Source organism: Stenotrophomonas sp. STEN063 (assembly GCF_056854515.1).
In genome coordinates this window covers 40,038-59,852 of the sequence record NZ_JBXFWF010000016.1, presented here as the reverse complement: position 1 = coordinate 59,852, position 19,815 = coordinate 40,038, and the positions used below count along the sequence as shown (strand labels likewise).

The 19,815-nt window shown below is 60.1% G+C and carries 16 protein-coding genes; 10 read left to right on the top strand and 6 right to left on the bottom strand.

All coding sequences use genetic code 11. From position 1 onward, the window contains the following. Positions 1 to 10 precede the first annotated feature (10 nt). Complete coding sequence (locus tag AC1VWL_RS06455; RefSeq protein ID WP_482986151.1) at positions 11 to 1,213, bottom strand: pyridoxal phosphate-dependent aminotransferase; 1,203 nt, start codon at positions 1,211 to 1,213, stop codon at positions 11 to 13. Positions 1,214 to 1,316: 103 nt separating this feature from the next. On the opposite strand from AC1VWL_RS06455, the gene AC1VWL_RS06450 reads away from it, so the two are divergent. The 6 genes from AC1VWL_RS06450 to xerC are packed head-to-tail and all read left to right on the top strand — an operon-like array spanning position 1,317 to position 6,565. Then, positions 1,317 to 3,425, top strand: coding sequence for a S9 family peptidase (locus AC1VWL_RS06450; RefSeq protein ID WP_296247686.1), 2,109 nt, complete (start codon positions 1,317 to 1,319; stop codon positions 3,423 to 3,425). An 18-nt stretch (positions 3,426 to 3,443) separates the two neighbouring features. After that, the gene (locus AC1VWL_RS06445; RefSeq protein WP_482986150.1) at positions 3,444 to 3,866 is read left to right on the top strand and encodes a YbaN family protein; all 423 of its coding nucleotides are present in this window, start codon (positions 3,444 to 3,446) and stop codon (positions 3,864 to 3,866) included. Between the two features lie 52 nt (positions 3,867 to 3,918). Next, entirely contained in the window at positions 3,919 to 4,152 is a 234-nt protein-coding gene (lptM, locus tag AC1VWL_RS06440) for an LPS translocon maturation chaperone LptM (protein ID WP_296247691.1), read from the top strand. Beyond that, the gene (gene dapF, locus AC1VWL_RS06435; protein ID WP_482986149.1) at positions 4,145 to 4,996 is read left to right on the top strand and encodes a diaminopimelate epimerase; all 852 of its coding nucleotides are present in this window, start codon (positions 4,145 to 4,147) and stop codon (positions 4,994 to 4,996) included. The genes lptM and dapF overlap by 8 nt, the downstream gene beginning before the upstream one ends. After that, a complete protein-coding gene (locus AC1VWL_RS06430; RefSeq protein ID WP_282269553.1) occupies positions 4,993 to 5,670 on the top strand; it encodes a DUF484 family protein in 678 nt (225 codons plus the stop codon). Before dapF ends, AC1VWL_RS06430 begins: the two co-directional genes overlap by 4 nt. 16 nt (positions 5,671 to 5,686) lie before the next feature. Next, positions 5,687 to 6,565 (top strand): tyrosine recombinase XerC, encoded by an 879-nt coding sequence (gene xerC, locus AC1VWL_RS06425; RefSeq protein ID WP_482986148.1) that lies wholly within the window; start codon positions 5,687 to 5,689, stop codon positions 6,563 to 6,565. A gap of 179 nt (positions 6,566 to 6,744) precedes the next feature. Here xerC and AC1VWL_RS06420 read toward each other — a convergent pair whose 3' ends face one another. Genes AC1VWL_RS06420 through AC1VWL_RS06405 form a run of 4 tightly spaced genes read right to left on the bottom strand, consistent with a single transcriptional unit; the run spans position 6,745 to position 10,817 of the window. Continuing rightward, positions 6,745 to 7,977 carry an ABC transporter permease gene (locus tag AC1VWL_RS06420; protein WP_482986147.1) on the bottom strand — a complete coding sequence of 411 codons (1,233 nt, stop codon included), beginning with the start codon at positions 7,975 to 7,977 and terminating at the stop codon, positions 6,745 to 6,747. Further along, positions 7,967 to 8,902 (bottom strand): ABC transporter ATP-binding protein, encoded by a 936-nt coding sequence (locus AC1VWL_RS06415; protein ID WP_482986146.1) that lies wholly within the window; start codon positions 8,900 to 8,902, stop codon positions 7,967 to 7,969. The genes AC1VWL_RS06420 and AC1VWL_RS06415 overlap by 11 nt, the downstream gene beginning before the upstream one ends. A 21-nt stretch (positions 8,903 to 8,923) precedes the next feature. Beyond that, entirely contained in the window at positions 8,924 to 9,835 is a 912-nt protein-coding gene (locus AC1VWL_RS06410) for a transposase (RefSeq protein ID WP_482986145.1), read from the bottom strand. Continuing rightward, positions 9,819 to 10,817, bottom strand: coding sequence for a hypothetical protein (locus AC1VWL_RS06405; protein WP_482986144.1), 999 nt, complete (start codon positions 10,815 to 10,817; stop codon positions 9,819 to 9,821). Before AC1VWL_RS06405 ends, AC1VWL_RS06410 begins: the two co-directional genes overlap by 17 nt. Positions 10,818 to 11,882: 1,065 nt before the next feature. On the opposite strand from AC1VWL_RS06405, the gene AC1VWL_RS06400 reads away from it, so the two are divergent. Continuing rightward, positions 11,883 to 12,926, top strand: coding sequence for a helix-turn-helix domain-containing protein (locus AC1VWL_RS06400; protein ID WP_482986143.1), 1,044 nt, complete (start codon positions 11,883 to 11,885; stop codon positions 12,924 to 12,926). Between the two features lie 93 nt (positions 12,927 to 13,019). Then, positions 13,020 to 14,258, top strand: a complete 1,239-nt coding sequence (locus tag AC1VWL_RS06395; RefSeq protein ID WP_482986142.1) for a nuclear transport factor 2 family protein — start codon at positions 13,020 to 13,022, stop codon at positions 14,256 to 14,258. 32 nt (positions 14,259 to 14,290) lie between these two features. Here the strand turns inward: AC1VWL_RS06395 and AC1VWL_RS06390 are convergent, their stop codons facing one another. Next, on the bottom strand, positions 14,291 to 15,079 hold the full coding sequence (locus tag AC1VWL_RS06390; RefSeq protein WP_482986141.1) for a hypothetical protein: 789 nt from the start codon (positions 15,077 to 15,079) through the stop codon (positions 14,291 to 14,293). A 344-nt stretch (positions 15,080 to 15,423) separates the two neighbouring features. Here AC1VWL_RS06390 and AC1VWL_RS06385 point away from each other — a divergent pair, with 344 nt between their 5' ends. Both AC1VWL_RS06385 and AC1VWL_RS06380 read left to right on the top strand, forming a co-directional pair. Beyond that, positions 15,424 to 18,390, top strand: a complete 2,967-nt coding sequence (locus AC1VWL_RS06385; RefSeq protein WP_482986140.1) for a type VI secretion system Vgr family protein — start codon at positions 15,424 to 15,426, stop codon at positions 18,388 to 18,390. Next, positions 18,387 to 19,811: a hypothetical protein gene (locus AC1VWL_RS06380; protein ID WP_482986139.1), complete on the top strand. Its 1,425-nt coding sequence runs from the start codon at positions 18,387 to 18,389 to the stop codon at positions 19,809 to 19,811. The genes AC1VWL_RS06385 and AC1VWL_RS06380 overlap by 4 nt, the downstream gene beginning before the upstream one ends. Positions 19,812 to 19,815 lie beyond the last annotated feature (4 nt).

The window sequence follows — 19,815 nt, the reverse complement described above, 5'->3', positions numbered from 1 at the left end:
CCCTTAGCCCTCAGCCAACTTTCCCAGCCAACCAACTCTCCAACCCCCGTCCAATCCGCGCCACCGCCTCCTGCAAGCGCCCAACATCCTGCGTATACGCAATCCGCACATGCTGGTTCGCCCGGTAGTTCCCAAAATCCAGGCCAGGCGTAAACGCCACATGCTCGGTCTCCAGGAAGTGCGCACAGAACGCCTGCGCATCATCGGTAAACGCACTCACGTCGCAGTACAGGTAGAACGCGCCCTGCGGCTCCACATCAATCCGGAACCCAAGCGCCCGCAACGCAGGCAGCAGATAATCCCGTCGCTGCCGGAACTGCTCGCGACGCTGTTCGAAGATCGCAATCGTCTCCGGCTCGAAACACGCCAAGGCCGCATGCTGCGCCATCGACGGCGCGCTGATGTACAGGTTCTGCGCAAGCTTCTCCAGCTCCGGCACCGCACGCGGTGGCGCCACCAGCCAGCCAAGGCGCCAGCCGGTCATGCCGAAGTATTTGGAGAAGCTGTTCAACACAAAGGCTTCGTCATCCACTTCCAGCACGCTGGGCGCATCAAAGCCGTAGGTCAGCCCGTGGTAGATCTCATCCACCACCAGATGCCCGTCACGCTCCTTCAGTGCAGAAGACAGGCCAGCCAACTGCCCAGCATCCAAGGTGGTGCCGGTCGGATTGGCCGGCGAGGCCACCAACGCCCCAACGCTACCCGCATTCCAATTGGCCGCAATCGACTCGGGGGTAAGCTGATACCCACTCTCCGGCCCCACCGGCACAAGCTGCGCCGCGCCTTCCACCAGCCGCAGGAAATGCCGGTTGCAGGGATAGCCGGGGTCGGCCAACAGCCAGTGCTTGTCCGGGTCCACCAGCAGGCTGGAGGCCAGCAGCAGCGCACCCGAGCCACCCGGGGTGACCAGAATCCGCTCCGGGTCGATATCCAGCCCGTAGCGCTGGCCGTAGAAGCCAGCAATGGCCTGGCGTAGGGCAGGCAGGCCGCGAGCTGCGGTGTAGCGGGTGTGGCCGGCGGCCAGTGCGGCCTGGCCGGCTCGGACGATGGGCTCGGCGGTGGTGAAATCCGGCTCGCCGATCTCCAGGTGGATCACGTCGTGGCCTTGCTGCTCCAGTGCGTTGGCGCGGGCCAGCAGCGACATGACGTGGAAGGGCGCGATCTCCTGACTGCGGCGGCTGTATGGGGCATGCGGGGTGTGGGGCGTGTTCATCGCTGCATGATAGGCGCCGTTGATGGCAGCGGGGCAAGCGCCGGGCATGGCACACTGTGGCCTGTAGCACTGGATGCACCACCGTTGTTCCGGAGTGAACCTGATGAAACCTCTTCTTTGCCTGTTGGTTGCAAGCCTGATGATCAATACCGCCGCCGCGTCCCAGCCCACCCCGCCTGATGTCGAGAAGCGCCCGCATACGGTGACCGCGCCGTTCGGTGCGCAGCGCGAGGATGCGTATTACTGGTTGCGTGACGACGAGCGCAAGGAGCCGGCGATGCTGGCTTACCTCAATGCCGAGAACGCCTACACCGACGCCTTGATGGCGCCGCTCAAGCCGCTTCAGGACAAGCTCTACGCCGAGATCGTCGGCCGCATCAAGCAGGACGATGCCAGTGTGCCCTACCGCGAGCGCGGCTACTGGTATTACACCCGTTACGAGACCGGCAAGGACTACCCCATCCACGCCCGCCGCAAGGGCGACATGCAGGCGCCGGAAGAGGTGCTGCTGGATCTCAACGTGCTGGCCGAAGGCAAGGGCTACTACGCCGTCAGCGACATGGACATCAGTCGCGACAACACCTTGCTGGCCTATGCCGAAGATTCTGTCGGCCGCCGCCAGTACACCATCCGTTTCAAGGACCTGGCCACCGGCAAGATGCTGGACGACGTGATCGAGGGCGTGTCGGCCAATGTGATCTGGGCCGATGACAACCGCACGCTGTTCTACGTCGAGAACGACCCGGAAACCCTGCTCACCGTGCGCGTCAAGAAGCACGTGCTCGGCACCCCGGCCAGTGCCGACGTGCTGGTCTACGAGGAGAAGGACGACAGCTTCTACATGGGCATCGGCCGCACCCGCGACGACCGCTTCATCACCATCGGCGTGGACAGCACCGTGTCCTCCGAGCTGCGTTACACCTCTGCCGCCAACCCGGGCGAGTTCACTGTGCTGGCCAAGCGCGAGCGCGATGTCGAATACGACGCCGACCACTACAACGGCCAGTGGGTGATCCGCACCAATGCCGATGGCGCCACCAACTTCAAGCTTGTCACCGCGCCGGAAGGTGCCACTGACCGCAAGCAGTGGAAGGATTGGGTCAAGCACGATCCGCAGGTGCTGATCGAAGGCTTCGAGCTGTTCGACGGCTATACCGCCATCGCCGAGCGCGCCGAAGCGCTGGAGCGCGTGCGCCTGCTGTTCGCCGATGGCCGCAGCGAGTTCGTCAAGGCTGATGAGCCGGCCTACTCGATGGGCCTGTCGGTCAACGCCGAACCGGAAACCGAATGGCTGCGTTACAGCTACACCTCGCTGACCACACCGGCAACCACCTACGAACTCAACGTCAAGACCGGCGAGCGCCGCCTGCTCAAGCAGCAGCCGGTGATCGGCTATGACCCGAGCAAGTATGAAACCGAGCGCGTCTGGGTGACCGCCCGCGATGGCGCGCGCATCCCGGTGTCGCTGGTCTACAAGAAGGGCTTCAAGAAGGACGGCACTGCTGCCCTGTACCAGTACGCCTACGGCAGCTACGGCATGTCGATGGACCCCAACTTCAACCAGAGCGTGGTCAGCCTGCTTGATCGTGGCGTGGTCTATGCCATCGCCCACATCCGTGGCGGCCAGGAAATGGGCCGCAGCTGGTACGACGACGGCAAGCTGCTGCACAAGCAGAACACCTTCAACGATTTCGTCGACGTCACCCGCGCGCTGGTCGCACAGGGCTATGCCGCCAAGGACCGCGTCGCGGCCTCGGGCGGCAGCGCCGGTGGCCTGCTGATGGGCGCGGTGGCCAACCAGGCCCCGGGCGATTACCGGGTGATGGTTGCGCAGGTGCCGTTCGTCGACGTGGTCACCACCATGCTCGATGCCAGCATCCCGCTGACCACCAACGAGTACGACGAGTGGGGCAACCCGGAGCAGAAGCCGTACTACGACTACATGCTCAAGTACTCGCCGTACGACAACGTCACCGCGCAGGCCTATCCGTCGCTGTTCGTCGGCACCGGCCTGTGGGACTCGCAGGTGCAGTACTGGGAGCCGGCCAAGTGGGTGGCCAAGCTGCGTGACGTCAACACCGGCAGCCAGCCCATCGTGTTCCGCACCAACATGGAAGCCGGCCATGGCGGCAAGTCCGGCCGCTTCCAGCGTTACAAGGAACAGGCTGAGTCCTTCGCCTTCGTGCTGGGGCAGCTGGGCCTGGCTGACTGACGCAGCCAGGTCGTAGCGATGCCTGATATGCCGCCGCCGCGTGATCCTCACGATCCACGCACGCGCCCACCGCGCCTGCGCTGGGCGTGGTGGCTGCTGGCTTATGTCAGCCTGGGCGTGGGCATCGTCGGCATCTTCGTGCCGGGGCTGCCCACCACCGTCTTCGTGCTGATTTCGGCCTGGGCGGCCTCGCATGGCTCCGAGCGGCTGCACCGCTGGCTGCTGGACCACCCCCGCTTCGGTCGTGCCATCCGCGACTGGCAGGCGCACGGCGCGGTCAGCCGCAAGGGCAAGTGGATGGCCAGCCTGACCATGCTGGCCTGTGCCCTGATCACCCTGTGGTGCGTGCCGCTGGCCTGGGTGAAATGGACCTCGATCAGCATCATGGCCTGTGTCTGCCTGTGGCTGTGGCTGCGCCCCTTGCCCCCCGGCGAACGCTGAACGGCGCGCGGCCGCGGTTCGGACTTCGCGGTCCAGTGGCTATACTCCGGGGATGAACAAGACGTCCCGTTTCCTGATTCTCATCCCGGCGGCCTTCCTGCTGCTGGGTCTCAGTGCCTGTGGCAACAAGGGCCCCTTGGTGATGCCGCAGAAGCCGGTACCGATCGAGGAACAGGAAGTCACCCCGGCCGACCAGCCCGCCACGGAAAAGACCGACCCGGCCGCCGACAAGAAGGCCGACGAAGCCATTGAAGACGGAACCGGTGGTGCTGGCGTAAATGGGTAAGTCGGCAACAGGGCGCATGCGCTTCAGCAAGATGCATGGCGCCGGCAATGATTTCGTGGTGTTGGACCTGCGTGACGGCAGCGCGCCGCCGAATGCCGAGCAGGCAGCGCTGCTGGCCGACCGCCACCGCGGCGTGGGCTGCGACCAGATCCTGACCATCGAAGCCCCGCGCAGCGAAGGCGCGGTGGCGTCCTACCGCATCTGGAACTCAGACGGCTCCACCTCGCAGCAATGCGGCAACGGCGCGCGCTGTGTGGCCGCCTGGCTGGTACGCGACGGCGCCGCGCAGGGCGACGACTTCATCATCGACAGCCCGACCCGTACCCACGCCGTGCAGCGCCTGGCCAATGGCGAGTACGCCGTGGCCATGGGCAAGCCCGAGTTCGAGCCGGAACAGATTCCGCTGCTGGGCTTCCCGCGTGCGCGCGAGGAATACATGACTTCGCTGCAGGGCGAGAACGTGCGCTTTGGCGCCGTATCGATGGGCAACCCGCACGCTGTGCTGGAAGTCGGTTCGGTCGACGCCGCACCGGTCGAGCGCGTAGGGCCCTTGCTGCAGCAGAACCCCTCGTTCCCGGAATCGGTGAACGTCGGCTTCGCCCAGGTGATGGATGCCGGTCACGCCCGTCTGCGCGTCTACGAGCGCGGCGTTGGCGAGACCCTGGCCTGCGGCAGCGGTGCCTGCGCAGCGGCGGTAGTGCTGATGCAGCGCGGCCGCCTGCAGCGTGATGCACTGATCTCCTTGCCCGGTGGCGACCTGCGTATCCAATGGCCGGCAGACGATGCCGAGATCGTGATGTCCGGCCCGGCAGCATTCGTATTCGACGGAGAGTGGATGGGATGAACGACACAGTCGAGAAAATCGGTGCCCATGAAGTTGCAGCCTGGCTGCGGCGTCATCCGACCTTCCTCAAGCAGTTTCCCGATCTGGCACTGACCATGGTGGTGCCGCGCGACGACGGCCCGACCGCCTCGCTCGCCAGCTACCAGTTGGAAGTACTGCGCGACAAGAACCGTGAACTGTCGCGGCGCTTGGCCGACCTCGGCGCCAACGCACAGATCAACGAGCGCCTGGCCGTGCGTACCCACCAGCTGACGCTGGCGCTGATGCGCCAGACCAGCGCCGCCGACACCCTGCGTGCGATGGCCGCCTCGCTGGAAGAAGATTTCGCCGGCGACCTGGTGCGCATCGTCTCCTTCGACGACGTGCCGGAACTGGCCGAAGCACCGTGGCTGCAGGTCATCGCCAAGGACGACGCCAAGCTGGCGCCGTTCCACGACTGCCTGCAGGACGGCGAGCCCATCTGCGGCCGCCTGCAGCAGGAAAAGAACGACGTGCTGTACGGCGAGCGGGTCAACGAAGTGTCGTCCACCGCACTGTTGCCGCTGCCGGGCGTTGGCCTGATCGCGGTAGGCAGCTACGACCCCAACCGCTTCTATCCCGGCATGGGCACGCTGTTCCTGCGCATGATGGGCGAATCGCTGGTGACGGGCCTGCAGCGTTTCCGCAGCGCTTGAGTGGAGTGACGCGGCGATGAGCGCCGTCCAGGCATTCCTGTCCTATCTGCAGGTCGAGCGCCGCATGTCGGCGCACACGCTGGACGCCTACCAGCGTGACCTCGCCGCGCTCACGCAATGGTGCGAAGCGCATGAAGTATCCGACCCGCAAACCCTGCAAGGCGATCAGCTGCGCGAGTTCGTCGCCAGTGAGCACCGCCGCGGCCTGTCGGCCAAAAGCCTGCAGCGCCGCTTGTCGGCCTGCCGCAGCTTCTACGCCTGGCTGCTGAAGAACAACGTCATCGACAACAGCCCCGCCGCCGGCCTGCGTGCGCCCAAGGCACCGCGCAAACTGCCGCAGGTGCTGGACGCCGACGAAGCCGTGCAATTGGTCGAACTACCTACCGACGCACCGCTGGGCCTGCGCGACCGCGCGCTGCTCGAACTGTTCTATTCCTCGGGCCTGCGCTTGAGCGAACTCTGCGCCATGCGCTGGCGCGACCTCGATACCGCAAGCGGCATCGTGCTGGTGCACGGCAAAGGCAACCGCGAACGCACCGTGCCAGTCGGCTCGCATGCAATGAACGCATTGCAGGAATGGCGCAAGGAAAGCGGCGGCACCGGCGAGAAACCGGTATTCCCGGGCCGCAGCGGCGGCCCGATAAGTCAGCGCGCCGTGCAGATCCGCATCAAGCAACTGGCGCAACGCCAGGGCCTGTTCAAGAACGTGCACCCACATATGCTGCGGCATAGTTTCGCCAGCCATATCCTGGAATCCTCAGGCGACCTGCGGGGCGTGCAGGAGCTGCTGGGGCATGCGGATATTGCGACCACGCAGATCTATACGCACCTGGATTTCCAGCATCTGGCCAAGGTTTATGATGCGGCGCATCCAAGGGCGAAGCGGAAGAGTTGAGTATTGCAAAAATCCGTCCGTGCCAGGAGAGTGGGGGCGGCGTAAGTCTACTGATTCCGCTGTTTGTACGCTCCAGAGTTGGCTGTTGATAAATGCTGCGCAATTATCTCGGAAAATCACGGCGGGGCGCTATTTGTTTCAGATTCCGGCTGTCAGATGAAAGGAGTCCGCTTGTCGACTTACTTTCGAGCTGCACCACCAATAGCGAGTAGTACTTTGCGCCATCCTGATGAGTGGGTGCTTCCGCATCTTTTTCTCTGGGCTACCTCGCTTCCCTCTCCCCGCAATACGGCTTCGGAGAAGAATTTAATTGTAATGTGACGAAGGCCGATGGATGAGGTAATAACCAGGATTACTGAAAGCGCGACTTCCCAATTGGATGCTGTGTCCGAAATGACGCGAAGCGGCATTGCGAAAGGCATTGTTGGCGGGAAGAAGGAAAGGGCAACGATAAAGCCGTTGTCAGGTTCCTTCGCGCCGCCGAGGCAAAGAAGAAGGCAGCTCATTGGCAATAGAATCAACGTATTTCTTATTGGAGAGGTGGGGCTTGGAAGTAGTGCTGAGACAACGGAAAAGACAAGGCTCCAGAGCAGCAGGCCAAGTGCTCCGCTTGCTAGCGCCATCAATAGCTGAGGCCAGTCTCTCGCCACTGCTTGGATATGGGACATATTTACGATTCCCAGCATGGTCGCTGCAATGGTTCCATATGTGGCGTAACAGGCCATTGTCTTGAGTCCGTGCAGGCCGGCCGCGATTATCTTTCCGTCTATCCAGACCGCTGGCGTAATGGCCGCCAAAATAATTTCGCTGATTCTTCCAAACTTCTCGCCTGCTATTCCTTGCATTATTATGGCGAGGGCAGAGATGACTCCCATGACCGTCAATATCATTGTGCAGATGGAGATCGCGTAACTCCTGGAGTCGGCGGCTTCCTCGGTACCTTTTATGGTGTACTGTATCAGTTGAGGAGGGCGGGCGATCTTGTTGAATTGTTCCTCTGATATCCCTTCGCGTTGCGAGCTGATCTTTACATGGATTGGTGTAAAGCTCTCCTTAAGTGCATCCTGCCAGTGCACGGCGTTGTTTGTGTAGAGTCGATACACTGATGGTTCTTGCTCCGTCAGCAGGCCATCCAGCTCGCCGTTATCAACTTTTCTGAAGGATTCTTCTAGAGCCCCGGGGGCGACTGGGATGAAATTGAATCGCTTGGACGAGGAGTGTGTAAGCAGGTGATTGCCCGAGGTCTCAATTCCAATATTGATGCCAGTGGGTGTCGATAGCAGCATCAATGCGTCGCCGCCAAAACGAATAATCGCTATCAATACGAGGATAGACAGGCTGATGATCTCTCCCTTCATATCAAAGAACTTCATAAATTCGAAGCGCGCCACATCAAAGACTCTACGGTCCATTCTGGACTCCGGATCGGTTGGATGTTATGGCGGATATGTAAGCCTGGTGGAGGTCGGGCCGCGTGAATTCGACGTCCAAAATCGTGTCGTGGCGGCCTATTTCTGCGAGCGCCGCAGTAAAAGATTTGAGGCTTATGGTTTGGAAATCGATTGTTAATCGATTATCTCCTTGCGCCGTCAGCCTATGGGGAGGGAGATTGCTGAAGTCTGGAGCGGGGCCTTGCTTGATTAGCACAGTGATGGATCGTTGTGAGAGTTCTCGATTCTCAGTGCGGGGCTTTCCAAAGCCACTCATCATTGAGGTACGTCCGCTCTGAATGAGTGCCACGCTCGAGGCAATTCGTTCAACAAGTGCGAGCTGGTGAGCGGAAATTAGAATCGCGGTACCGGCTCCTGCGTGCTCAATCAGTATGTCAGAGACGAAGTCCTGATTTATAGGATCCAGGCCGGAAAACGGTTCATCAAGTACGAGAAGGCATGGGGAGTGCATCAGGCATGCAGCAAGTTGGAGCTTTTGCTGATTTCCTTTGGACAAGGACCTTACCTTCTCATTTCTTTTAGGATGTAAGTCGAGGCGGTGGAGCCAATATTCCAGCAACTCGGGAATTTTCGAGGTTGCAATCGCACGTAAGCGCGCCCAGTACTTCAATAGCTCGGCCACGTTGACGTCTTGGTATAGGCCGCGTTCTTCGGGTAAGAACCCAAGCTGCTCTTTCGGAAGTGCGTTGTGGATGATTTGACCACGCCATCGAACCCGCCCGGCATCCGGCCGAGTAAGGCCGGCTACGATACGAAATGTCGTCGATTTTCCAGCGCCGTTTGGCCCGATGAGCGCTACTATGCTGCCCTGCTCAACGACAAGCGATGCGTCAGCAATAGCCGCAGTATTGCCAAAGCTCTTCCTTACTGACTCAATCTGTAGCAATTCAGCACCCCTGTTCGCGATTCAATTGAGAGCTTCGATTTCCACCGTTCGAACCTGGCGCCAGCCGCGGAGAAACGCGGAGTCACTTTTGCGCACCAACGACCATATCTGTAGAGCTTCTTCTCTTCCCGAAGCAGTATTGGCTAGTGCATCAAATGCGGCGAGGCGAATGCGCTCAATCTCGTGCCTCGTGGCTATATGTCTGAGGATTTCTTTGTGCTCGTCGCTTCCCAGGGCCGCTGCTGCGCCGAATATAGAGCCTGCCGATGTGCGGTTGATGAGTGCCGCGATTTTTCCACTGTTCAAGTCAAATGCATATTGATCCATCATGGAAGCTCTTATGGAGTTCTCCATAATGTTTAGAGAAACTGAGAACGAGGCGGGTGGCAATTGGTTGTGGATATCGGTGAAGGCGCGATAGAGGAGGATCTTGCCTCTGGAGAGGTTGCTTCTTTCAATATACCGAAGGTTGACTTTTTCACCCTTAATGCCGTCGCATTCATTGTAGTCGTACTCGTAGTAATCGCTGCTATAGCCTGGGCCGTGGTAGCCAACGGTCAGGAAGTTGAAATTGTGATCGTGCGGTTTGTTGTAGAAAAATGGATCGGTGCCGCTGGTCTTTACCATTTGATCGGCGATGGCAGGCCACAGGCAGGCTCGCAAGAAGAACGGCTGCCCCCTTCGTTGTGGAGGATAAATCATGAAAACCTGTGCAGAATAGCTATTTGACGTCTGGAGGTTGCGATAATCCCTCAGTTCAGAACAAACCATTTCTGCAAGGAATTCTCTGTTGTTGGATAGCTGTTTCAGAGCTGTTGACGCGGAAGCTAATGAATCTTGGTCCATAGGTTGAATTTTGTTTTCAAACAGGAATTCGACTAGATCCCCGAGCTCGATTGAAGTGCTGTCGTCGGAATCAATTGCTATCGGCATTATTGTTCGCCTTGATCAATGCGACGGTTTGGAGGGCCGCTTCACGGACTTGCGGGTGCGGGTCGTGATCCGCCAAGTGGCTAACAAAAGGGGTTGCTGAGGAGGGGGCCATGACAAGGGCTTCCCGCATCGCATGCCATCGAACGAAATGATCTGGGTGCTCAGTTGCTATAGCGATCAGGTGGTCCACACCCATGCGCCAGTCCAGTTCTCGAACGAGAGTTGCGAGAAGCTGTGCGCGGGAGGATTTCATGTCCGCTGCAGTAAAGGAATGAAGTTTTCCTTCCATATCGTAGTGAACATTGACCGCTGTCCTCGGGGTGTTGCGAGTTGCAATGGCGAATACGACGGGAGACTCGCAGCTTGCGATGGACATTCCCGTACATCCGCCCTCAAGGAAAAGCGTGTCGCCGTCGGTGATCTTTTTATCTGGCAGCTGATGCATCTCGCGAAAGGAAAGAGGGTCTTTGCGATTAAAAGGTTCTGCTTGCCAAAGATTGAGTGTGGCATTCCCTCCTTTTATAAACCTGATGGATGAGTCCGTACCTTGCATGGTTATGCCGGACACTCTGGTCTTGTTCTTTTGTGCCTTCTTGATCCGGTGTGCGGTTGGTCCAATCGAAACCAATGAGACGCGCAGCTGGTCGCTGTCAAATAGCACAATTCCGGTGAGTGCTTCGCTGTCGATTGTTCTCGCTGTAGTGGCGTAGAGTGGCGTGCTTGCGAATCGGAGTAGTTCCTCCGAAATCAGTGCCTCGATTCGTTCCTTGGAAACTAGAGATGCCGCTTCGAATAGTTTGGCTTGCACCGCATCTGTGCTCTGTTCGCCAGTCAATGATTCAGCGATTGATCTCATCGCGTCGAGTACACCGAATGAGTTCAATCTTCCCTCCAAACCAAGCGCCTGGCTTGAGAGTCTGAAGAAAGTCCTTTGGTTGCTGAGGTTGCTGCATATGGCTAGAACTTTTTCTGGATTCTTCATCGTACTATTCGCTTCTCCGAGCCGACGCAGGTGTGAGCCTGCGCCGGCGGTTGTCTAGCGGATCTGTTGATTGATGAAGACACCAGCCACGACTCCGAGTGCAAAACACGCTGGACCAACCGAGTCATCAAACCCAGTATTGCCGTGAATCGCGACGTCTTGTGCGAGTGCTGGAAGGGTATATGTATTTAGCATTGCTAGCTCCGTTTATTGGCTAAAGGACGGCTACGATTACCATGACGACAACGGTGACTGGCTCGAGGGTCGACTCGAGTAACGGGCTGCCATTGATACCCACGTCGACCGGCAGGCTCGGTATGGGCAAGGTTATTGCGTGCTGCATTGGATCCTCCTTTCGAAAGGGGCTTTCCTGAGCGTCGCGAGCATGAGGCCAGCAGGAGGCGGTCACTGCGACGTACTTGTTTTATATGCGTGGCGAGGATTTCGCAAAGTAGGTGAAGCCGATTCTGTATACGGTGGATTCGTGCTGTTGGGGCGTGTAACTCTTGCATTTCAAGTGGTTCTCGTCACGGCGGTGGGTGATTCCCACACTAATTTGCTGGGTTATCTTTCCTGTGATTGATCCGCAGTTCTTACTCGTCCGCGCGAATTCATGGAGATCGTTCGACACCGTGCTTGTAGTGCTCGCCGCGTTCTGCGTGCCGTCTGCGTCCGAGCAGACGACGTTTATTGGCGCTGGCTCCGCATTTTTAGATCAGGCGTTGCTGGTAAATCGATGGCAGGTATGGGGGCGGAGATTGCAGAATCGGCGGAGCCAAGCCATTCAAAGGTCCGTAGCTACTTTTCTGACGAGGCGGTCGCTTGGCGTTTCACGCGAATCGAAGCGGAGTGCTCAAAACAATCGCAGGACCTGTAACTCCGCTTCCATCTGGATCGCAGCAGTGAGGGGCTTCGATTGATCAGTGGCTTTGGGCTCAATCTCAGGGTTTGCGGGCTGGTCTTGACGCCTGCCATCCCCAATGACGGCATAGCCAGAAGCGGACATACTTTTACGCGCTCAATCCAACCAGACCCATCCGCTTCCTTCCGGGCACCCACGAACCCATGCTGACCTCCTACCTGCTGTTCTTCTTCGCTGGCCTGGGTGTCTTCAACGGTGCGGCGTTGTCGCTCTACCTGCTGTGCCGAAAGCCCGTCAGAGCTGCCCAGCGTTGGTTGGCGGCCTTGGTGCTGATGCTGAGTCTGCGCACCGGTAAGTCCCTGCTGTTCTACTTCTGGCCGGACATCTCCAAGCTGGTTCTGCAGGTCGGTTTAACCGCTTGCTTTTTCATCGGTGTCTGCCTGATCGGTTTCGTGCGGGCCTGGCTTGATCCCGATGGCCTGCGAACCAAGAGCGATGCGGCAATCGCCTTGGGCCTGCTGGTGCTGGCGACTGCCTTTGGTGTCGCCTGGCCCTATACCGAGAACGTCTGGCTGTGGGCTGGTCCGGTGTGGGCGTCCATCCAGGTGATCTGGCTGGTATGCCTGCTGGTTGCAGCGGGGCTGTTCCTGCGCGGCGGCAAGCAAGGTCGGGCCGATGCGGCGCCCGGTGCGCTGAGCCGCAGCCATGTTGTCTCGGTGATCGCGGGTGTGGGGGTGATCTGGCTGGCCTATGCCACCGCGGGGCTGACCTCTTATATCGTCGGCGCGCTGTCCTTCTCGCTGGTGCTGTACCTGAGCATCAGCGTTGCACTTGCTGGACGTAAGCCTGCTCCAGTCGCCGAGCCTTACCGCGACCGCAAGATCGCGCCCAGCGAAGCCGAGGCGACGCTGCGTGCCCTGCACGCGCTGATGGCCGACGAGGGTCTGTACAAGGACGCGGGCCTGACCCTGGCCAAGCTGGCCAAGCGGCTCAACATACCCTCGGCTCGGTTGTCGCAGCTGCTCAACGACAACCTCAAGACCGCCTTCAAGCCCTACCTGGCGCAGGTCAGGATCGAGGCCGCCAAGCAGTTGCTGCGCGCGCAGGCGTCGGCATCGATGGACGATGTGGCGGAGGCGTCCGGCTTCCTGTCCACCTCCACCTTCTACAGCAGCTTCAAGAAGGTGGAAGGGACCACGCCTGCGGCGTGGCGGCAGGCTCAGTCGCGCTTGGCGGCCGACTCCTGAAACGTGTTTGGTGAGTCCGTAAACACGCTTCAGTAATTTGATTCATAAAGGAATTTCGCAGACTTCGGGGTACCCATCCTGCGGAGTCTTTTCATGTCAGTAACGCGTTCCAAGCCGGCCACTGCCGGTGTGCTATCGCTGCCAGCACGCCTCATCCGATGGTTCGCCGTGGCCAGCTTGGCGCTGTGGTTCGGCGGGCTTGCGCATGCCGATCCGGTCGCGGACCAGCGTGAGATATCGGTGGTCATCGAGGACTATCTGCGTGGCAGTTCCTACAACCAGCGCGATCGGCTCAGCCGCGCCTTTCATCCCGATGCACGGCTATACCTGAGCCAGGGCACGGACGGCATGCGCGAGGTGGGCATCGCCGAATACAGCAGCTGGTTCGGCAAGAACGCGGGGCAGTTCAATGGCCGTGTCGGCCGCCTGCTCGGCATCGAGGTGGAAGGCACCATCGCCACTGCCAAGGCGGAGATTCTGGTCAGCAAGGACCAGGCGCGCTACGTTGACCTGTTCCTGTTGAAGAAGCTGGAAGGGCGCTGGCTGATCATCAGCAAGACCGCCACCCGCGAAACCGCACCCGCCCATGGCCGCCAGGTACTGCTGGCGGTGTCGAGCGTGGACACCATGCCCGGCACCCGCCTGAGCGCCGGCAACAGCTTCTCGGAGCTGATCCATGCCTATGCGGGCTTCCGTGAGGCCGGCTACGGCGTGCAGTTCGTCAGCCCCGAAGGTGGCGCCGTGCCGCTGGCCTACATCGACACCAGCATCCGCGAGCACAAAGCCAGCATCTATGACGCCGACCTGATGTGGGCGCTGGCCAATACGCGCCGGCCCGACGAGGTGACTGCCAGCGACTACGCCGCGCTGATGTATATCGGCGGCAGCGCCGCGATGTACGGCGTTGCCGAGCATCCCGGCATGCAATGGTTGGCGGTGCGCATCTATGAGCAGCGGGGCGGCATCGTCTCGGCCGTCTGCCACGGCAGTGCTGGGCTGGTGAACCTGACCCTGTCCGACGGCACCGCGCTGGTCAGCGGAAAGCGTGTCACCGGCTATCCCGATGCCTACGAGGACATGAGCGCTGCGTACTACAAGACCTTCCCGTTCTCGATCGAGCAACGCCTGCGCGGAAGCAAAGGCCAGTTCAGCTACGGCGCACGCGGCACATCGCATGTGGAAGTTGATGGCCGGCTCATTACCGGCATGAACTGGGAATCCACCCGTGGCGTGGTGGCAGCGATCATCCAGCGCTTGGAGCCGAAGCTAAAACCGGGGTCAGAGTCGGGTTGTTTGGGGCCAGATTGCGACGCTAGGCAAGCAACATTGTGACGATGCACCGCGCACGAACCAATACGGCGCCTTCAGTCGATAGCTGGAGGTGACGCCGTGCTACTCGTTGGCGCATAGAGGCCGTCATAGCCGGGTATCACTCCAACTGCCGGCAGGTAGCCCCGCTTGTTGCCGACGTGCCGATTGTCCGGGATCGAGGTGATACCGCATTCCGGCACACAGATCCAGGCGGTGCCGGCCGGCCCGCGCACATAGAGGCTGTGTGGATTCAGGTCGGACAGCAGGTATCCGGCTGACTCATGGTCGGGTGCCGACTGTCTGCCTTTCTCGCGACTGGCATGGACGTTCCCCAGCAGCGCAATCACTGCGGGCAAGGCGTTGTGTGCTGCCCTGATGCGCGTGGCCATGCCGGCGTCCCTCGATCCCGGCATGCCATCGTCGATGGCCAGCACGCTGATTTTCGCGCCTTCAGTACGCAGTGATCGCAGCCGGTGCAACAGTTTCAGCATGGCCGCGCTGGATCGCCCGTCCTGGGGCTGGCGTGTCCAGAATTGGCTGGCTAGAAGTGCCGTCTGATCCGCATCGGAGCCCTTGCTTGTCAGGAAGTTGTCGAGGCTTTCCTGCTCTTCGATTGGAATCTCCAGCGCGACTACCACTGGATTTCCTGACGTTGCGCTGGCGCATGCCAGGTCGCCAATCAGTGCTGATGCCTCGTTGGTGCCGTGGACCTCACCCACCAGCAGCAGGCTCGCAGAGGGCATGTTCAGGGGCCAGCTGCACGCGGCGTCTTCGTTAGCACGGGCGACGTCATAAACGGCCGCAGCAAAGAAAAAGAGCAGCAGCAAGAGGAGTGACTTCATGTCGTGACCTTTTCTGTTGGAGTACCTGCGATCAGCTCGTCACTGTACACGCCAGCCGCCAACGAGCGCGCTTGGTCGAAAGCAGGGTGCGCGGTGTTATCGGCAAGGCAATCACACTTGCTCAGTTGCCGCATTAGCGGCAGACGTAAGTGCCCAATGCCTGCAGTGGCGCCCCGCCGTGAGCGAGATAAGTGGCTGACAGCGGTACTGACAGGTTTCACGAGAAATGTCTCAAAAAATGCGGTGCCATGGTTATATCAGCTATGCGCTATGGCTTAATCGGTCCGCGCTCGCGGTGACTGGAGGCATCGCGTGCATCTCGCCCTAGCTATGAGTCAGTCGATATGGATATCCGACACTCGGCACTGCTCGCCTCATTGGCGTCGTTGTCGCACCGTAATCGTTTGATCCAACTGCAGGGCCCGCATGACGGCCTGGTAGTGGAACGTTTTGAGGGCCAGGAGAGCGTCTGTGGCGACCATCGCCTGCGGATCGACTGCCTCTCCACCGATGCCTTTCTGGACATCGATCCTTGGCTCGAGCAGCCGCTGACTTTGCAACTGCGGGCAGCTGACGGCTCGCTGCGGCAATGGCATGGCTTGTGTTCCGAAGTCGCACAGCTCGGCAGCGATGGTGGTTTGGCCCGTTACCAGCTGGTGCTTGAACCGTGGACCGCCTTGCTTCGCCTGCGCCGCAACGCTGTGATCTTCCAGGACGTGGACATTCGCGGGATCTGCGAGCGGATTTTTGCCGATTACCCGCAAGCCGCGTATCGCTTCGATGTGGAAGCGTTGCCGCGCCGGCCCATCACTACGCAGTACCGGGAGACCGACTGGGAATTTGTTACACGCCTGCTTGCCGAGGCAGGCTTGGCTTGGCGCATCGAGCAGACGCAAGGCGGCGAGGGCGCACACACGCTGGTGATGTTCGGGCCGCAGGCGGAACTTCCTGACATAGGTTCGGTGCGCTTTCATCGCATTGCCGCAAGCGAATCCGCCGATGGCATCAGCGCATTTTCCGAACGTCAACAGCTGGTGGCCAACAGCAGCACGGTTGCTAGCTGGCACAGCGAGCAGATCAAAGCCGTCTCAGCGCAGGCCACTGCCACAACCGATGATCTGCCTGCGCTTGAGGTCTATGTGCAGCCACGCGCTGGCCGTTTCGCCGAATCGAGCTGGGCGCAAAGTGAAGCGCAGGCACGGCTGGATGCGTTGCGGGTGTCGCAGGTGCTGTACAGCGGTAGCAGCAGTGAGCGCCGATTGGCAGCTGGCAGTCGCTTCAGGCTTGTCCAGCATCCACAGCATGAGGCGCAGGCTTTCCAGCTGCTGGTGGTGCACCACGCGGCGGTCAACAATCTGGAAAGCGGTATTGCCGAGCTGCTGGGTCACAGCGAGCTGGAGCGCGGTAGCTACCGCAACCAGTTCGTTGCCACCGATGCTTCGGTTGCAATTCGAGCGCTGCCGCAAGATAAGCCCAGCCTGCAAGGCCCACAGACAGCACGGGTGGTTGGAATTACCGATGCCGCGCTCAGCCCCAATCGCGACCATCAGGTGCGCATCCAGTTCAACTGGCAGCGCGGCAGTGCGCCAAATCCGGGCCGCCTGAGTGACACCGGCAGCAGCCAGCCCGGGTACGCGCCCGGCGACCAGATCAGCGGCAGCTGGGTGCCGGTTGTCGAATGGGTGGCCGGGCCAAACTGGGGCACTGCATTTCTGCCGCGCATCGGCAGCGAAGTGCTGGTGGAATTCCTGCACGGCGATATCGACCAACCGCGCATCACCGGCCAGCTGTACAACGGTGAAGTCGACCCGCCGTTCGGCGGCGGTATAGATGCGCATGCCCAGCATCCCGGCGTTCTCAGTGGCCTGCACACCGAAGCACATGACGGCAGCGGCACCCAGCAATGGGTGATTGATGACACGCCCGGCCAGCTGCGTACGCGCCTACACAGCTCGCTGGCCGATAGCCGACTGGAGCTTGGCTACCTGATCCAGCACCAGAACAAAGCACGCGGCGCACTGCGCGGCGAAGGCTTCGAACTGGCAACGCAGGGCTGGAGCAACGTACATGCCGGCGAAGGCCTGCTGCTGTCAGCCAGCACCCAACAGCACGCCGCGTCCACCGTGATGGACAACGCCGAAGTCGTCGCCCAACTCAAAGGCGCCGAGCGCAGCCTGGAGCAGATGCAGCAGACGTTGCAGCAACAGCAAGTGCCCGGACTGTCGGCATGGCAGAGCACCGGCCTGCTGCGCGAGCTGGCCGACCCGCGCGCCGACGGGAGATTTGCAGGCGAGGTCAACGGGCAATCTCCGTTCAAACCCAGCGATGGGCGCAACCCCGGTGATGAGCCTGTTGAGCGTCTCGCCAAACCAATGCTGCTGGCCGAAGCGCCCAATCACATCGCATGGACCACGCCAGCAAGCGCCATCGCCTACGCAGGCCAGAATCTTCAGCTCGCCGTACAACAAGACCTGCACACCAGCAGTGGCGAAACCATCGCCACCGTCTCCGGCGGACAAGTTTCGCTGTTCGCACAAAGCGGCCCGGTGCGCGTGATTGCCGCCAATGGCCCGGTAAGCCTGCAGGCGCACGACGGGCAGTTGGAGCTGCTATCCGATCAGGCAATCACCATCACTGCTACCGATGCCCGCATCGATGTGCTCGCGCAGAGCAAGGTGGTGCTGCAGGCCGGTAGCAGTGCGATCACCTTGGAAGGTGGCGACATCACCTTCAGTTGCCCCGGGGAGTTCAAGGTCAAGGCTGGGGATCATCCGTTCCTTGGCGGTAGCGTGGCCGCCGCGTCGCTGATGCCGTTGCCAGTTGGTCTCAGTCCCAAGACGCTTGAGCTGAAGTACACCTACAAAGATCTCAAGCCAGTGGTGGGCGCGCCGTACACGGTTCTGTTCGACAACGGAACGCGCGCAGAAGGCCACCTGGACGACAAGGGTGAAGCCGTCGTGCAGAACCCACCAGGTCCTGGAAAGGTGGTGTTCGGCTATGACCAACGTGAGGCGTTCGTCCATGCCCTGCGCCCGCCCAATCCGATCTATGGCTTTGTCCCAGCATCGGTTGAGGATGCACAGCAAGCGTTGGAGCGCTACGCGCAAGCCGAGAAAGCGTACATGGATGACAACTATTTCCCTGATGAGGTGGCTGCTATCTACAACGGCGACCAGCAGTACGAAGACCTGGTCAGCGACTACGAGTACTTCGGTGAAGTCGAAGAAGACGCATGCGGCGACGGAACGCCGGGGACGCATTCCGAAGTTCTACTGGATGAAACAGGTGCGGATGCCGAGGGCAGGAAATGAGTGACAACATAGCGCTGGCGAATGCGGAAGATGACACGCTGGCTGAGATCATTTCCTGGGTGCAGGAAGTCGTGGAAGGGCGTGGCGAATCCGTTGCGCAGATGGTCGTCAGCGTGGTGCTGGGGTGCCTGCCGTTTGTCGGCCAGGCCATTGATGCCTACAACATTCTGCGCAGTCTGTATGGGCTGGTTCGCTCTCCCTCCAGTTCTGAGGGTTGGATAATGATGTCGTTGTCGCTGGTGGCCATTGTTCCAGGCTTCGGTGATGCATTGAAGAACGCATTCATCATGATGCGCAATGGCAAGATGATGGGCAGGGTGCTGGACAGTATTCCCAGCACGGTTCGCGGCAACGTCGAGCAATGGTTCCGGAAACTTGATTGGAATAAGTACACCGATGAGATGGTGGCAACGGCCAACAAGATTCTCGCCGGGATGGTCGATGTACTGGACTCCCGGGTCACAGGCTTTCTGCTAGGAAATGCCGGCGTTCAACGTTTGGTGAAGCAGCTCAAGGATCTGCAGGAAATAGCATCGAAGCAGATCGAGAGTGCCATGGATGTGCTGCGTCAAGCCCATCAACGGGCATTGCGCGACCCATTGCCCACTACCACAGCAACCACGCCACGCAGCACAACCGCGCAGCGAACCCCCACGCCGGGTAGTACGGCACCGGGCTCAGTGCGAACCACCACCTCTGGCACCGGAACGCCTGCTGCGGGTACGGCGACCGCCAGCAAGCGCCAAAGTGAGCGCTCAACATTGAGTCGTTCGAACCTGGGTGTATCGGGTGAGCACATTGCTGATTACTACTTTGTGCGTCGCCAGCGCAATCGTCGCAAAGTGAGCTTCAACGGCAATCTCTTCGAGATGCAGCAGCCAGGTCATCAGGGCATCGACCATGTATGGCATGGCTCACGCTTACCGCATGGTTATCGCGTCAGTGATACCAAGGGCACCGGCGGGCCGTTCCATAAGCTGGAGACCGCAAAGGCGGTGTTCGAAGCGCTGGAATATGGCATCGATGCCTATCTTGGTGAAGAGGATGAAGCTCGGGCGCGAGGAGCTGTTAATCCAAAGCCAACGCGAGCCGGAAAACAGATGAGTCATATGTGGATTGCGGAGAAGATATCCAGTGCTCAGTTATTGGCTGCGAGCTCAGCGGAGCTAGTTCCTAAGATTGAGATATGGAGGCGGAACGAGTTCAAGCTTGGTGTGTCGACTGATATTGATGATGACGGCGTTTTTGGTCGCAGCCTGGCGAGATGTCCGTACGACCGAAGCATTATCACTGTTGTTGGGCCAAATCATAATCTTCATGAGGGCAGGCCTGGAGGAAAAAGTCCTCGCTGTGCAAAGCCGGCGGTATGCCATCAGATTGCAACAGAATTCGTATTGCCAAATTCAATCCTTTTGAAGTGAGAGC